This is a genomic window from Vibrio ezurae NBRC 102218 (assembly GCF_000467185.1).
GTDB classification, from domain to species: domain Bacteria; phylum Pseudomonadota; class Gammaproteobacteria; order Enterobacterales; family Vibrionaceae; genus Vibrio; species Vibrio ezurae.
Map to the genome: position 1 here is coordinate 1 of NZ_BATM01000016.1, position 15142 is coordinate 15142.

Genomic DNA, 15142 nt, shown 5'->3' on the forward strand with positions numbered 1-15142 from the left:
AATGCGAACGCCGTTATCGAGTATTTTAACAAACTAGAATGACCCGTTACTTAGTACGATTGGTTTCAAACCTTTTAAAGTTTAATGGACAAAAAGAGAGCTAAAGCGAAACGTGACCATTGAAAGTATTGTAAACTAATTGTAGCTATTTAAATCATTGATTTAACATGAGTAGGTAACGGTAATATGTACGCCTACTGACGCTTCAGATCTCGAATTTTAAAAGGATGTTTGTATGTTTCAATTTATGACGACGTCACGAATCATATTTGGAGAGGGAACGCTTCAATCATCACTTTCAACGCTTAATCAGTTTGGATATAGCGTTTTATTAGTCACGGGCAAAGATTTAACTCGCTCTACGATGATTACTCAGTATTTGAAAAGCCAGCTTATGCGCTATCACCATTTTTCAGTTGGCAATGAGCCTAATATTGCCATGGTAGAAGAGGCCGCTGTTGTGGCGCGCCGTTTCAAACCTGACATGGTGGTCGCAATGGGCGGTGGGAGCGTTATTGATATGGGGAAAGCGTTAGCTGCCATGACAACCAATGGGGGAGACCTTTATGACTATGTCGAAGTTGTCGGGCGAAATGTACCGATAAAATTTGCGCCGCTGCCAATGATAGCCATTCCGACAACCGCAGGATCAGGTGCTGAGGTGACTAAGCATGCGGTGCTTAAATCGGGTCAAGATAAAGTGAAGGTGAGCCTACGATCGCCTGAGCTGCTCCCTGATGTTGCGATAGTCGATCCTACATTGACTTACGGCACAGATGTTTCTACATCCGGGCGCGGCGCAATGGACGCATTTACTCACTTAATGGAAGCGTACGTTTGTGGCGAACCCAACCCATTGACCGATATGATTTGTGAGGAAGGTTTGCGCCGATTATCTCGCTCTATCCTTGCGGCCTGTCGTCAAGATAACCCACGAGCACGGGCAGACTTATCCTTTGCTGCGGTACTTGGAGGGATGGCAAGTAGTAATGCGAAGCTGGGGGCGGCTCATGGCTTAGCTTCTGCATTAGGCGGGAAAATTACTGCGCCGCATAGCGTCATCACAGCACGTCTGGCGCCGTTCGTTATGAATGAAAATATGAAAGTCGCGAAGCAAAGTGGGCGTAATGATGTATTAGCGCGTTATCGAAAAGTTGCTCAACTGGTGACAGGTGATGAAGATGCGCATAGAGACGATGCCATTAGCTGGGTCAATACAATGCTCAGCCAGTTGGAGATTCCAGCCTTATCGTATTATGGGAGCTGTGAAGCGTCATTTGATGACATTGCTTGTGACGCTCTAAAGTCAGTGGTGATTCAAGGGAACCCATTGCCTTTGACCCAAGACCGACTGGTTGAGGTATTGGATTCGGTGTACTCAGAGAGTCGAACTGAGCATTATCGTCAGCAAGATGATTTATCCGAAATGATTTGAGGCGCTGATTTTTCGCAATCAACAATAAAAAGAGACGCAATAAAAAATGCGCGTGGTAAATACTGCCGCTCATAGCGGTAATATCTCCATCGCGCATTGTGTCAGTTCGCTGAGGTGGTATTAAATCTCACCCTTGTCGAAACGAGATTCACGAAGCGTTTCTTTTACCCGTTTTAAATTGTCTCTAAAGCCACTGCCGCGACGTAAGGTAAATCCGGTGGCTAACACGTCAATAATCGTCATTTGCACAACGCGACTTGCCATTGGCATATATACGTCAGTGTCTTCTGATACATCAAGAGTAATGGTTAGAGAAACCGCTTTATCAAGAGGGGAATTCTTGGCGGTAACCGCGATTACTGTTGCACCATTATCACGAGCAAGATGAGCGATTTCAATTAAGCTCTTAGTACGCCCTGTATGGGAGATAAGTACCACCACATCGTTATCGGTACTGTTAATGCAACTCATGCGCTGCATTACCGGATCGTCAAAGCAGGTAATCGGGATGTTGAAACGGATGAATTTGTTCTGTGCATCTTTTGCGACCGCAGACGAAGCGCCTTGACCAAAAAATGAAATTCGTTTCGCTTGAGTCAATAAGTCGACTGCGCGATTAATTTGTTGCGCGTCTAGGCTACTCTTAGCAACGTCTAAACAGGCCATAGTGGATTCAAAGATCTTATGCGTATACGCATCTGGTCCGTCTGTTTCTTCAACATTACGGCTCACGTATGGCGTACCATTAGCTAAGCTTTGCGCTAAGTGCAATTTAAAATCAGGAAATCCCTTAGTGTCTAAGCGACGACAAAAACGGTTTACCGTTGGCTCACTGACATCTGCAAGTTTAGCAAGTGTTGCAATACTTGAGTGAATGGCTGTTTGCGGGTTCGCCATGATAACTTCGGCAACCTTCCTTTCGGATTTGCTAAAGTTGTCTAAATTTTTTTGTACTTTTTCTAAAGTATTCATGAAGTTGGCTTATCGAATAATTTGAATACGTGACTCAATAATGAGACTGACGAGCGTGAAAACGAATAAAATCAGTATATACCGTTCTGTAGTCGTGTTGTAACAAAACAGAAACTTAATGACAAGTAATGCGTAATAATATGACAGGCTTCAAAGTTGAAGTAGTCATTTTGACTCTTTTAGGGGCGAGATCGCTTCAATTTAGCCAAGACGCCCTACATGAGAAAATAAATTACAATCCGGATTGAATCGCATCGACAACCGTATTGATCTGTTTTGTCAATGACGGTGCCGCTTTTGCTATTTCACGCTGTTCATTGAGAATATTGTGCAATATCTCATTGGTAGTCAAAGGGTTGGCGAGTACCACTCGGAACACGACAGTGGTCATTTTATCCCACTTTCTAGGTGTTAGCGTGGTACGAGAGACAAACGATAAGCCATTTTCTCGTTGATGCTTTTGAATGAACTGAGTTAATCCATTGATCAATTCATTGAGCTTATGTTTTTGTTTGCCAGTCGCTTTTTGCAGTGCAGCTTTTACATGTGCCGGTATATAGCGATAAGTGAGTAAACACAATTCTGGTTCGGTGACTAATTCAAAATCAGGTTGTTGTTTTATCAAATCGGCAAAGTAACGCGCTTTATCTAGGCTGGCATTGATCAGCAGCTCATAGCCTGGACGGCTAATAATATGCATACTTGAATACAGCAGCATTGCCATTCCAGAGCGCGATCCTTCTAGAGCTTGGCTGCCAAGGTCTTTGGAGCCTTTACGAAGGATATACGCAGCATGATGTTCGATACTGGCCATGGAGTGGGGGTCTTTAAACAGCACCATTCCCGCACCCATAGGGATGTACAGTTGTTTGTGTGCATCGATAGTGACAGAGTCCGCCAGCTCAATGCCCGCGAGTAGGTCTCTATGCTTGTTCGACATCAGTGTGGCGCCGCCCCAAGCCGCATCAACATGAAAATGACATTGGTGCTGCTGACAAATAGCCGCGATCTCGGTTAATGGATCGATATTGCCGGTTTCGGTGGTCCCAGCAATGCCCACCACCGCGATAGTTTTAATTCGATTCTCTTCAAGCTCCGTGAGCTTTGCTTCTAAATCGGTTAAACACACTTTATTGTGGTCATCGGTTTTTACGGGTACCAAGCTCTCACGACCAATTCCGAGTAAATCAGCGGCCTTTTTGAGTGAGTAGTGCCCGCGCTCAGAGACAACGATTGCGACGCCTTCGTAGTCATAATGTTTTAGTGCTTTAAAGAGACCTTGTTGTTCGATACCTCGGAAGTCACCGTCAGCAGGGAAGGCATTATTGCGCGCTACCCATAGTGCGGTAATGTTGGCGATAGTGCCGCCGGAACAAAATGCACCTAACGAGTGCTGTGCGCTGTGCATCCAATGATTGTAAAAGGTTTCTTCTTGCGCATAGATCAAATTGTGCAACATGCCTAAAACTTGGCGTTCTAATGGCGTAAAGGCCTTAGAGGTTTCTATTTTCACTAAGTTTTGATTGAGCGCTATCATAATTTTCGAAAGCGGCATCAAGTAATAAGGCAGTGCAGACGTCATGTGACCAATAAAGCTCGGTGATGAAGTATGAACTGAGTGCGACACTAAGGTATCAAGCAGGTGCTTAGTGTGATCAGAAACAAAAGTGGGTGTTTCTGGCAAGAGTGATTCTCGAAAATCCTTTTCAATTTCGCGAAGAGGTTTTTCTTCCGCAACGATGTGTTCTTTTAGAAATTCATTCAGGTTTCCGGACAGACTTTCTTCGATCTGAGTCAGTGTTGATTCTGGGCCTTCTGGAACGGTAAAGATTCTAAGTAGGCTTTCGAAATTAACTTGTGCTGTTTTGTCCTGTGAAACCATATGAGATGAATTTGTATTGCGGAAATTGCGAGACAATGTAATAAATTAATGACTCAAAGTCTCGCATTATTTTTCATGGGTGGGCTTTATGGTTAAGAGTAAACCATTAATTTGCGTTGCAATTCATCGAAGTTACCCCTTCAATGGAATGATTGTAGCGGTCCAAAGCATCTTGAATTTTGCTCGGATGGCTAAGTAAATCAGCGAGTGCAGAGCGAAACTCATAGTTTTGAGGGTGAGATTTTGCTTGTCGATATTGGAAACTTTGTTTTGCTAAGTGACCGAGCTTATCATCACGTTCAGAGAGCGCTTTTATATCACTTTGAGTCAATTGTAGCCAAGATTCGACGTCTGATCCCGTAGAGACTTTATTGGGCTGAGACTTTAAAAAGGTGTGTACGGCTTCACGATTGAGCTCAAAGTGTTTTTTACGACCTTCTAAAAACCAATCACTGACCTCTTTGAGTTGTGGAGATTCATGGCTTGTCATAGTCGCAAGATCTTGATACCAGTTAATTGAAGCGTCAATATAGGTATCGTATTTTTTGATTTGGCATTCTGTATTTGCTGCAAAGGCAAAAGCAGGTAGAGCTGACAATAATAAAACCAGCGTTTTGTTCATCGAATTATTCCCTGAGTTGATAGACTCTACGACAGTAGTCGAAATAATCTAGCAAATGTTACTTCAATTACCTATGCATTCGATGATTGAATGTGAGCAACACCGCCTAATATTTACATTCCTATTCCAGCAAAGGTCAGTATCAGCACTGGCACCAGTAAACTTAGGATAAATCCGCTCACAATCGCGACGGGTACACAGCGAATACCTCCTGTCTGTTGAATAATAGGTAGGGTAAAATCCATCGCTGTCGCTCCAGCGTAGCCTATCGCAGTACACGGGCGACTTTTGATCAATAACGGAATAAAGATAAGCGCCATCAACTCTCTAAGTAGCTCAACAATAAGTGATGCACTGCCATATAGCGGCCCATAACTGTCGGTGATTAAGATTCCGCTCAGTGAATACCAACCAAAACCAGATGCCATAGCCAATCCTTGACTAATAGGCAGCTCGAGAATAAAAGCAGAAAGAATACCGCCTAGCCAAGAGGTGATGATAATGACACTCGCAATAATCAAGCCGTGTTTATTGATGATGATTTCTCGTAATGTAAGGCCACTGTTTCTGAGTTGTATGCCGATCAAGAACAGTAATCCGAATAACGTCCATTCGCTGGCGGTATGGACCCAACTCCAATAGCCGGGAAGAACAATACCAATCGCAACGCCCAGCGCCACAATGAAGACCAGTCGTAGTGATTCTGATGCCATTTCTAATAAGGGCAGTTTATTTTTTCTTCCTTCGACTTGGAGCGGGAATTTAATGTCGACCAAAGGCAAAGCCAGCAAGTTGAACACCCCCATGCTAATAAAAAAGCACATTGCGACGATGAGGATTTGCTGAATATTGCCACTTAAATTATCCATTCCCGCAATACTTAAGCCCATTAAAAATAAAATAAACAGCACAGTGTGAGAGCAGACTTTGTTGATTTTATCTAAAACAGAAACCGTTTTGATTGAAATGAGATAACCCACGATAAGGGGGATAAAAATGAAAAGTAATCCTAATAACATGTCTGTTTGTGTTTTTTCGCTGGTGGTTGATGATTGAATACTAGAAGTCCGAGGTATTCATTTCTTGTCGATTAGACCGCTTATAATACTCTTATCAGCCTTAACATTACTACAAGTATGTTAACGGTTAAGGATGTAATGCCTGTATGAAAATCCCCCATTGTTCTGGGTGGATATCGCAATCTCTCATACTTTTCGTCATTTCAATACAACTTAGCGTACATAGACAATCGGATGCTTGGCTATAAGACTTATTCAGTACTGGGCGGAGTGAGGTGTATTAACTCTTAAATAGGATGGATTGTGTGGAGACGAAAATTATGGCTAGTAACGGAATTGAAGCTGTGATTCATAATATTGAACGGTTTAAAGGATTGAACTCTCGTTCAATGTTTGGTGGTACTGGGTATTTTATTGATGATGCGATGTTCTTATTAGTGGATCATGGTAAAGCCTATCTAAGAGGTGGGCCAAGTTTAACGAAAGAGCTGCTCGCTTTAGGTTGTAAGCAGCTGAAATTTAAAAAGCGAATTGGTTGTGCAAAAGTTCAGTATTACGACATCATGAATGTCTATTTTGTTGATCCTATTCGTACACAGACTTTAATTACTCAGTCCATCGAAAACGCGAAAACAGACAAAGAAAAATGTCATCATTGCAGTGAGCGTCTTCGAGACTTGCCGAATTTGCAATTGAGTATCGAACGAATGTTAGCAAGGATTGATATTCAAGAGGTCGGTCATTTGAAAACCATCGGTTCGACAGAGTCATTTCGTCGCTTACAATCTATCTATGGGTTAGATCTTAACATTAACTTACTGTGGAAATTAGAAGGGGCCATTCAAGGCGTACATTTTTCTTTGTTGGGAAACTCAGTTAAAAATGATTTGTTGGGGCAGGTGTCAGCAAAAGATCTTGGACAGGTATCAAGATGCAATGGATAAATAGAAAAACCGTCACTTTTTATTGGTGACGGTTTTTTAATAAGCAGTACGTTTATCAGACGGTCTTTGCTACAAAGACACTGAATAGTTAGTCTACTAAGCCGTAGTCTTTCGCTAATATATCAATGATTTCTGCTTTTGGATTAGCGCTTAACTCAATCTTACGACCAGTAATTTTTTCGGCAATGCTGATGTAGGTGCTAGAAAGCTCCATCATTGCAGATAATGGCAACTCGTTATCGGCAGCAAGTGCATTGCGTTCTGGCATGCGATCTTTATTAAGCAGAATATCAGGATCAGGGAAGTGATTTAGCAAAAACTGACGGAACCCTTCTTTAGAGTTTTCAACAATAACGCCATTGTTGTAGGCTTCTTTATCCCAAATACGAGATGAGTCTGGTGTACCGACCTCATCCATATAAATGAGTTTTTCGTTACCTTTGCTATCGGTGACGTAGCCAAACTCAAACTTAGTATCGACAAAGATCTGACCAATTTTTGCCAGCGCATTATCAATAACGTTAAAGCCTTCTTTTAATAGTACTTCATAGCGATCGACATCTTGCGGTGCCTGGAAGTTAAATGAAGAGTAGTGACTGATAAGATCTTGACGAGTAATATTCACGTCATCGACTTCAGGAACGTTAGGAATCCCTTTTAAAATTCCTTTTGTTGAAGGTGTAATCAGTAGGTCTTCCAATAGACCGTCTTTAATTAAGCCTTCTGGCAAATCGATGCCACAAAAAGAGCGTTCGCCTTTTGAGTAAGCGCGCCACATTGAGCCTGTAATGTATTTACGGCAAATCGCTTCAACCATAACAGGTCTTGCTTTTTGTACGATCCATACAAGCGGGTGGGGAATATCGAGAATATGACTATCTGCTAAACCATTATCTTTAAACAGCTTAAACCAGTGATTAGAGATGGCATTAAGTGCCGCTCCTTTGCCTGGAACCCCTTTTAGGTTCTGTTCACCGTGCCAGATACAATCAAATGCTGAGATGCGATCACTAATTACCATGATGGCTAAAGGGGCATCTTCGGAAACATCGTAGTTTTTTTCTTTGATTAAACGGCGACTGTCTTCTTCAGTAAGCCAGTACACAGAGCGTACTTTGCCGCTGTGTACGGGTTTATCGGTGCGAATAGGCAAGTCATCGTTTACGTCTAATACTTGGTCAGCAAGATTCATAATTTATACCTAATAGGGTAAATACTGCTGAGAATAATACACAGATCATTTTCACTATTCCAATAGAAAAGCAAACGATTGCGCTCAGCAAATTTTCCTTGGCGGTTTTTTCTGCTGTATCTTAAATAATTGTTAATTTAATGAAGATATTGAGTGTCTGATGTTGAGAAAAAGACTTCACATCCATGTTGTATTGCTAATTGCTGCAATTGTTTACGAGCAAGGAGGTCAATATTGCCACTGGCGACGACAGCACTGGCATTGCCTAAAGTGATGGCTTTGGAAACCACTTCAATTTCACTACTTTTTGTTGAAGGCCTAAGTTGAATGATTTTTTCGCAATCTACACGGTATGATTGAAGATCTTTTAAATCTGGAAGAGGGGTTTGTGCGGTAAATAAAATCCATTTGTGAGCCGAAGAGGCTTTAGCTAAACGTTCTAAATGGCTAACTTGATAAGAACGAGCTGAAAGATTTAAAGCGCTGTCATTGTTTAATAGTTGAAAGTGCATTTACTGTATCTCCATACATACTGTATAGATAAACAGTAATACCTGTTTGGTTAAAGATCAAGCTTCGATTGGGTATTTTTGGCAAAAAAAAACCCAACACTAGGTTGGGCTTGTTTTTTTCGAGGTCTCTAAACGTGTAGGCGTTTGAACATTTCTTTTTGCGGAGTGACGGTTTCTTCATGGTTGTAGCGTTTGATATCAAGAAGCGCCGTTTGTTTGCAAGAGTCGCAACAGGAGTTCACGTACCCGTCCATGTAAGTCAGTTTTTCAACGAAAGCTAATTTTTTACACCAATCGCAATGTGAGAAAGTTTTTTTCATACTAATAACTACTCCAAAAGTATTTGCTGTTGATACGACCTTTATTCGAGACAGGCCAGTATCGATGGTTCGATCCTCGTCGAAAGGTTAGGACTATAATATTACACCATGGTGAATAAAGTGTTACATATTTGTTCTATTCAAGCGTTTATAAGGTCGAAATAGGATTATTTCAGCAGTTTTTTGGCTTGAGCCCCTTCAACCGGTCGGCTGACAGATAGAGTGCGTCCTTTTTTTAATCCAACTTCATAATCAGCAGTGAGGTTTTTCATTGCTTCTTGCAGTTGTTTCTTAAAAGTCTCTCTATCTATATTTTCAAACTCTTTATCAATGTAATTTTTGATCTTTTTATCCGATTCATCGTCAGGAGCAATCAGTGGTAATTTCTCCAAAGCCCCTTCAATCCAGCCGGATAAAAATGAATTAACGCGTTTAGTGACTTCTGATGAAGGAGTTCCAGATCCGGCAAAGCTGTTTCTGAATTTACCTGTGTGTTCGTTCATCTCTCGATAGACGACATCAAAAGCAAAAGCGGCAAATATGGCCCGATCAGCTTCACCAATAAACTCAACGCGTTTTAACCCTTTATGGTTTAACAGTACTGCTTCTACACCAAATTTGGTATTGATGCCACGTATAACTCGTAAGATATTATTACCAACATTACTTGGTAATAAGTGTGAAGATTGAGTTTTCCCCATTTTGATAAACTCAATATCGTCTTTTTCAAGACCATATTTGAGCATAAGGTTGTGTGCCATTTTTATGGCGTTTGCAGCCTCGTTGACGTTGGCTGAATTACCTAATTCGAGGCATTTTGCTATTTTTTTCAACGCTTTTTGCTTGTTCATACGTTCTCGGCATCACCAAAAGGGGGACACATTTTACTCCTTTTTTACTGACTCTTAAAGAGCAAATGAACGGCATTCTCTATGATGGTTTTGATCATGGGGTAAATCATGTAAAGTGATAGAAAATAAATGACTTAATAAATCATGCCTAAGACTATGGAGTAGTGCATGATGATCGCAGGAAGCATTATGTTACCAAGACTCAGCCAGACCCCTTCAAAGAACGCCACTGTAGAGCATTATCTTGAACAGCTTGTTCAGCGAGGTTTTCAAGGTGATGTTGAAACTCAATATGCCAGTCGACTGGCTGTGGCAACTGACAACAGTGTTTATCAGCAACTGCCACAAGCAGTACTTCATCCCAAAACCCAGCTGGATATTGAACTGCTCACTGAAATTGGTCATCAAGCTGAGTTTCACTCGATCCGCTTTTCTCCAAGAGGGGGCGGTACCGGGACAAATGGACAGTCTTTAACTGAGCATGTGGTGGTCGATCTTTCTCGCTATCTAAATAACCTCATTGAACTTAACCTTGAGCAAGGTTGGGTTATTGTTGAAACGGGAATGATTAAAGATCAGTTAAACGATCTTATTCGCCCGCACGGTTATTTCTTTTCACCAGAGCTTTCAACCAGCAACCGCGCCACGATAGGCGGGATGATCAACACCGACGCATCAGGGCAGGGCTCTTTACGCTATGGTAAAACCTCGGATCATGTTCTGGGGCTCACCTCAGTATTAGCCGACGGTTCAGTATTAGATACTGAGCAGTGGCAACAGGTTAAGGCTGGCAGTTTTGCGGCAAACGCTGTGACTGAAACGGAAAGAATTTGCCGAGAGCATCGCCAAGCCATTGAAGCTCGCTTTCCTCCTTTAAATCGATTCCTTACCGGCTACGATTTAAAAAATGCATTAATTGATGATGAATTTTTACCCGAACGAGTTCTGTGTGGCTCTGAAGGATCGTTGGGTTTTATTACTAAAGCGAAACTTAACCTCACTAAAATCCCTAAGTCGAGGGTGTTAGTGAACGTCAAGTACGACAGTTTCGACTCAGCACTTCGCTCAGCACCTATGATGGTGGAGGCGAATGCACTGTCAGTGGAGACTATAGATTCCATCGTCCTTAATCTTGCTAAACAAGACATCGTTTGGCACACGGTGAGTGATTTATTGACGGAAGTACCAGGTCAAGAGATGCTGGGTGTCAATATAGTCGAGTACGCCGGTTATGACTCAGATGAAATTGATGAGCAAGTCAATGCTTTGTTGCATCGTTTGGATGACATGATTGCGCTGCAAAAAGGCGGGATTATTGGTTATCAAATCTGTCGTGATTTAGACAGTATCGGCAAGATATACGGTATGCGTAAAAAGGCGGTTGGGCTTCTTGGTGCAACCAAAGGCGCAGCCAAACCAGTGGCGTTTGCCGAAGACACATGTGTACCGCCGGAAAACTTAGCTGACTTCATTGCTGAATTTAGGTCTTTGCTTGATGAACATAATCTTCGCTATGGCATGTTTGGGCATGTTGATGCTGGAGTGTTGCATGTTCGACCATCACTAGATATGTGCGATCCACAACAAGAAGCACTAATGCATCAAATTTCCGATCAAGTGGTCGAACTGGTGTCTAAGTACGGTGGTTTGATGTGGGGGGAGCACGGTAAAGGCTTCCGCTCTGAGTATGGCCCAGAGTTTTTCGGCTCACACCTGTTTGAACAACTACGCCGAGTAAAGGGCGCATTTGATCCTTTAAACAAAATGAATCCAGGGAAAATCTGTACACCTTTAGACTCAACTGATGAGTTGGTGAAGGTGAACGGTGTCAAACGTGCTCATTTTGATCGTCAAATCCCAGTTAATGTACGTGATAGCTTTAATGGCGCAATGGAATGTAACGGCAACGGTTTATGTTTTAACTATGACGTTGCATCACCGATGTGTCCATCGATGAAAATCTTAGCCGATCGTCGACATTCACCAAAAGGCAGAGCAGGTATTGTCAGGGAATGGCTACGTCAGCTGTCTGAGCAAGGTGTGGACATACTGGATTTAGAAAGTAAAACCTTAAAGGGTTCATTGTCGCTAAAGAGCATGCTCGATAGAGTGATTAATCGCATGAATCGCCGTCATCATTACGATTTTTCGCATGAAGTGTACGATGCAATGCAGGGGTGTCTTGCTTGTAAAGCATGTGCGACCCAATGCCCGATCAAAGTGGATGTCCCCAACTTTAGAGCGCGCTTTTTAAACCTGTATCACACTCGTTATCAAAGACCCGTTAAAGACTATTTTGTGGCAAATATTGAGTCATTATTGCCGTTGATGGCGATTTCACCAAAATTGGTCAATACCGTATTAAATACCCATTGGGTGCAATCTTTAGTCGCCTCAAGCATAGGGTATGTGGATGCGCCTTTATTGTCTTCCCCTACGCTTAAGCAGCGTTTAAAAAGCCAGCATGTCGCGGTATATGATCACCAGAAACTGTCTCAGCTAAGTGATGAACAAAAACAAAAGCATGTCATTGTGGTGCAAGACCCATTTACCAGTTACTACGACGCACAAGTGGTGGATGACTTTGTAGCACTGATCGTGAAGTTAGGCTTTACGCCAGTCATGTTGCCCTTTAAACCTAACGGGAAAGCACAGCACATTAAAGGGTTTTTAAAGCAATTTACCCACACTGCAGAAAATACGGCTCAGTTTTTAGCCGAAGCGGCCAAGCTGAAAATGCCTTTGGTTGGCGTCGATCCTGCTTTAGTGCTGTGTTATCGCGATGAGTATCAAGAGACGCTGAAGAAAAATTGTCCAGATTTTAGTGTATTGACGGTACATGAGTGGCTATTACCTCGATTGGAGACTTTGCCAAGCGTAGAGGCTCAATCTGCACCGCCATGGTATTTATTGGCGCACTGTACTGAAAAAACCATGTTACCGAATGCAGAAAAAGAGTGGGGCGCTATTTTTAACCACTTTGGTGCGTCGCTAAACTCAGTGCCTGTTGGCTGTTGTGGAATGGCAGGTACGTTTGGACATGAAGCGGATAAGTTGCAATGGTCCAAAGATATTTACAACCTCAGCTGGAAACCGGCTCTAGAGCAACTTCCAACGGAGCGCTGCCTTGTGACTGGTTACTCTTGTCGAAGCCAAGTAAAACGTTTAGAAAAAGTGGTCGCTAAACACCCACTACAAGCATTGTTAGAATTGGTATAAAAACAAAAAGGTAGGCGTTAGACGCCTACCTTTTATTTTATCCCTTATAACCTTGCAGGAAGATCGATCTACTCATTATTGAGTTAAGTCAATTTGATACAACGCAAAACCTGTTTCATCTGTCGCAATCTTCTTCATCGGATATTGACCTTTGTCTTTGATAAACTGAGCTGCTTTTTCACTTGGAGACGTTTCAAAGCGAATATCCAATTTATTTGATGAGTTGATAGGTGCAAAGCGCCAATTGTTATCTGCGCTTGGTGTAACCTGTCCTTTCTCTTTGCTGATCTCAGAGATGTAACTGGCTAGAATGGCGCGGTTTTCATCTGGTGATTCAAAGGCAACAAAATCTGCGCCAGTACCTGGGAAACTATTGCTATAAGCGCGATAGTTGTTCGTGGCAATGATGAAGTCTTGTTTCAAATCAATCGGCTTCCCTTGATAGGTTAAACCGATAATACGCTGAGAGTCAGGTTTTTTGAGCTTACAATGCGCATCGTATCTTGCCGGTTGAGTGACATCAATTTGGTATTCAACCCCATCAATGACATCAAAGTTATAGGTCCTAAAGTTTTCCCAATCAATCAAACCTTGTGGCTGAGTGCTGTTCACATCAATTTGATTAAATTGACCAGCGCTACATTCTAGCCATTCTTTGACTTCGTGCCCGGTGACTTTTAGGGCTACTAAGGTGTTAGGGTATAAATATAAATCAGCGGCGTTGCGGAACGTTAGCTGTCCTGATTCCACCTCGGTAAAGTTGGAAGGATCATTTTTACGACCCCCAGCCTTAAACGGCGCTGCTGCTGACAAAACTGGAATATCGGACAGATCAGGATCGCCTTGAATAAAGCGTTCAACATAAGCTTTTTGCGCTAGGTTGACAATTTGAATGGTAGGATCGTCTTGAACCAATGCTAGGAAGCTATACATCACATCATTGGCTTGACCAATAGGCTGATTTACAAAATCACGTGTCGCTTTATGATCGTCTTCCAGTGCTTTCACAATGTTTGGATCTGGCTGAGCTAAGGATAGGTTTCGTGAAGTATCAAAGATAGGGCGAGCTTCTGACTTGCCATCGCTGACCACCCATTTCCCTTCTTTTTGCGTTAACGTCAGATCCATTACACCGACGTGGCTACCCCAACGCCCTGGCATGACCGCGGTTACGCCGTTGATGGTTCCTTTTTTACTATCAATGCCTTGCATATTATCAAAGGCACTGCTTGGGAATACCGCATGTGAGTGACCAAAAGCAATGGCATCGATGCCAGCGACCTTAGAGAGGTAGTAAGTTGAGTTTTCTGCGTCTTGTTTATATGGGTCTGTCGAAATACCTGAATGAGGAATGGCCACAATGACATCGGCGCCTTCATTCTTCATTTGTGGAATCAGTTGTTCTGCGGATTCTTTGATGTCTTGGGTGAAAACACGTCCTTCAAGGTTCTTCTTATCCCAAATCATGATTTGTGGGGGAACAAAACCTATGTAGCCGACTTTGATCTTTTGTGGGGCTCCGTCTACATCGACAAAGGTGTACTCTTTTATAAGATAAGGCGTAAATAGGTTTTTACCGGTCTCTTTATCGAACACATTGGCGCTGATGTACGGGAACGTCGCTCCGTCTATCGCTTTAAAAAGAAAATCAAGGCCGTAGTTAAATTCATGGTTACCAATATTGGCGACATCATAGTCTAATTGATTCATGGCTTTATACACTGGATGAACGTCACCCTTGTTCATGCCTTTTGCGGCCATGTAGTCGCCCATAGGACTGCCTTGGATAAGATCGCCGTTGTCCACCAAAACGCTGTTTTCTACTTCAGATTGTGCCTTTTTAACCAAAGTTGCTGCGCGTGTTAAACCAATTTTTTTAGAAGGGGTGTCTTTGTAATAGTCATAGTCCATTACATTAGTATGGATATCGGTTGTTTCGATAATACGCAGTTTAATGGTGTCAGCCATTGCGGGGTTGGCTATTGCCAACATGCCACCTAATACCGCAAGAGAAATGGGTTTGATTGATGTCGTCATTGAGGGCTCCACGCCTATAGAGTAATAAACGGCGCAAAGGTATCAAATTGTGATGACGGTTAAAGTGCGCAATGTTGAATAGTGACATGAATATCATAAATATGAGATCTCTATCACGCAAACAGAGTGCTTATTTT

The 15142-nt window shown here is 42.4% G+C and carries 12 protein-coding genes; 3 read left to right on the forward strand and 9 right to left on the reverse strand.

All coding sequences use genetic code 11. The features are described from left to right. Window positions 1-235: 235 nt before the first annotated feature. Window positions 236-1435, forward strand: a complete 1200-nt coding sequence (locus VEZ01S_RS06220; RefSeq protein ID WP_021713162.1) for an iron-containing alcohol dehydrogenase — start codon at window positions 236-238, stop codon at window positions 1433-1435. A gap of 120 nt (window positions 1436-1555) precedes the next feature. On the opposite strand, the gene VEZ01S_RS06225 is transcribed toward VEZ01S_RS06220, so the two are convergent. The 4 genes from VEZ01S_RS06225 to VEZ01S_RS06240 all read right to left on the reverse strand — a co-directional run bounded on the left by VEZ01S_RS06225 (window position 1556) and on the right by VEZ01S_RS06240 (window position 5930). Beyond that, window positions 1556-2407, reverse strand: coding sequence for a MurR/RpiR family transcriptional regulator (locus VEZ01S_RS06225; RefSeq protein ID WP_021713163.1), 852 nt, complete (start codon window positions 2405-2407; stop codon window positions 1556-1558). A gap of 232 nt (window positions 2408-2639) precedes the next feature. Next, on the reverse strand, window positions 2640-4289 hold the full coding sequence (panP, locus tag VEZ01S_RS06230; protein ID WP_021713164.1) for a pyridoxal-dependent aspartate 1-decarboxylase PanP: 1650 nt from the start codon (window positions 4287-4289) through the stop codon (window positions 2640-2642). A 106-nt stretch (window positions 4290-4395) separates the two neighbouring features. After that, window positions 4396-4911: a hypothetical protein gene (locus VEZ01S_RS06235; protein ID WP_021713165.1), complete on the reverse strand. Its 516-nt coding sequence runs from the start codon at window positions 4909-4911 to the stop codon at window positions 4396-4398. A gap of 113 nt (window positions 4912-5024) precedes the next feature. Continuing rightward, a complete protein-coding gene (locus tag VEZ01S_RS06240; protein ID WP_021713166.1) occupies window positions 5025-5930 on the reverse strand; it encodes a LysO family transporter in 906 nt (301 codons plus the stop codon). Window positions 5931-6250: 320 nt separating this feature from the next. Between VEZ01S_RS06240 and VEZ01S_RS06245 the strand changes: the two genes are divergently transcribed. Next, entirely contained in the window at window positions 6251-6874 is a 624-nt protein-coding gene (locus VEZ01S_RS06245) for a TfoX/Sxy family DNA transformation protein (RefSeq protein WP_174371948.1), read from the forward strand. An 88-nt stretch (window positions 6875-6962) separates the two neighbouring features. Here VEZ01S_RS06245 and VEZ01S_RS06250 read toward each other — a convergent pair whose 3' ends face one another. The 4 genes from VEZ01S_RS06250 to VEZ01S_RS06265 form a co-directional block, all read right to left on the reverse strand. Next, a complete protein-coding gene (locus tag VEZ01S_RS06250; protein WP_021713168.1) occupies window positions 6963-8066 on the reverse strand; it encodes a phosphoribosylaminoimidazolesuccinocarboxamide synthase in 1104 nt (367 codons plus the stop codon). 137 nt (window positions 8067-8203) lie between these two features. Further along, on the reverse strand, window positions 8204-8578 hold the full coding sequence (locus VEZ01S_RS06255; protein WP_021713169.1) for a hypothetical protein: 375 nt from the start codon (window positions 8576-8578) through the stop codon (window positions 8204-8206). Between the two features lie 128 nt (window positions 8579-8706). Next, on the reverse strand, window positions 8707-8898 hold the full coding sequence (locus VEZ01S_RS06260; RefSeq protein WP_021713170.1) for a hypothetical protein: 192 nt from the start codon (window positions 8896-8898) through the stop codon (window positions 8707-8709). A gap of 167 nt (window positions 8899-9065) precedes the next feature. Further along, window positions 9066-9749, reverse strand: a complete 684-nt coding sequence (locus VEZ01S_RS06265) for a DUF2786 domain-containing protein (protein WP_021713171.1) — start codon at window positions 9747-9749, stop codon at window positions 9066-9068. Window positions 9750-9938: 189 nt separating this feature from the next. On the opposite strand from VEZ01S_RS06265, the gene ydiJ reads away from it, so the two are divergent. Then, entirely contained in the window at window positions 9939-12968 is a 3030-nt protein-coding gene (gene ydiJ, locus VEZ01S_RS06270) for a D-2-hydroxyglutarate dehydrogenase YdiJ (RefSeq protein WP_040890337.1), read from the forward strand. A gap of 75 nt (window positions 12969-13043) precedes the next feature. Here ydiJ and VEZ01S_RS06275 read toward each other — a convergent pair whose 3' ends face one another. Beyond that, window positions 13044-15005, reverse strand: a complete 1962-nt coding sequence (locus VEZ01S_RS06275; protein ID WP_021713173.1) for a bifunctional 2',3'-cyclic-nucleotide 2'-phosphodiesterase/3'-nucleotidase — start codon at window positions 15003-15005, stop codon at window positions 13044-13046. Window positions 15006-15142: the final 137 nt, after the last annotated feature.

Bases quoted from the DNA above. Each gene is read 5' to 3' on its own strand.
- panP (WP_021713164.1), bottom strand. From the start codon at position 4,289: ATGGTTTCACAGGACAAAACAGCACAAGTTAATTTCGAAAGCCTACTT.
- VEZ01S_RS06250 (WP_021713168.1), bottom strand. From the start codon at position 8,066: ATGAATCTTGCTGACCAAGTATTAGACGTAAACGATGACTTGCCTATT.
- VEZ01S_RS06255 (WP_021713169.1), bottom strand. From the start codon at position 8,578: ATGCACTTTCAACTATTAAACAATGACAGCGCTTTAAATCTTTCAGCT.
- VEZ01S_RS06275 (WP_021713173.1), bottom strand. From the start codon at position 15,005: ATGACGACATCAATCAAACCCATTTCTCTTGCGGTATTAGGTGGCATG.
- VEZ01S_RS06220 (WP_021713162.1), top strand. From the start codon at position 236: ATGTTTCAATTTATGACGACGTCACGAATCATATTTGGAGAGGGAACG.
- VEZ01S_RS06260 (WP_021713170.1), bottom strand. From the start codon at position 8,898: ATGAAAAAAACTTTCTCACATTGCGATTGGTGTAAAAAATTAGCTTTC.
- VEZ01S_RS06240 (WP_021713166.1), bottom strand. From the start codon at position 5,930: ATGTTATTAGGATTACTTTTCATTTTTATCCCCCTTATCGTGGGTTAT.
- ydiJ (WP_040890337.1), top strand. From the start codon at position 9,939: ATGTTACCAAGACTCAGCCAGACCCCTTCAAAGAACGCCACTGTAGAG.
- VEZ01S_RS06245 (WP_174371948.1), top strand. From the start codon at position 6,251: ATGGCTAGTAACGGAATTGAAGCTGTGATTCATAATATTGAACGGTTT.
- VEZ01S_RS06225 (WP_021713163.1), bottom strand. From the start codon at position 2,407: ATGAATACTTTAGAAAAAGTACAAAAAAATTTAGACAACTTTAGCAAA.
- VEZ01S_RS06235 (WP_021713165.1), bottom strand. From the start codon at position 4,911: ATGAACAAAACGCTGGTTTTATTATTGTCAGCTCTACCTGCTTTTGCC.
- VEZ01S_RS06265 (WP_021713171.1), bottom strand. From the start codon at position 9,749: ATGAACAAGCAAAAAGCGTTGAAAAAAATAGCAAAATGCCTCGAATTA.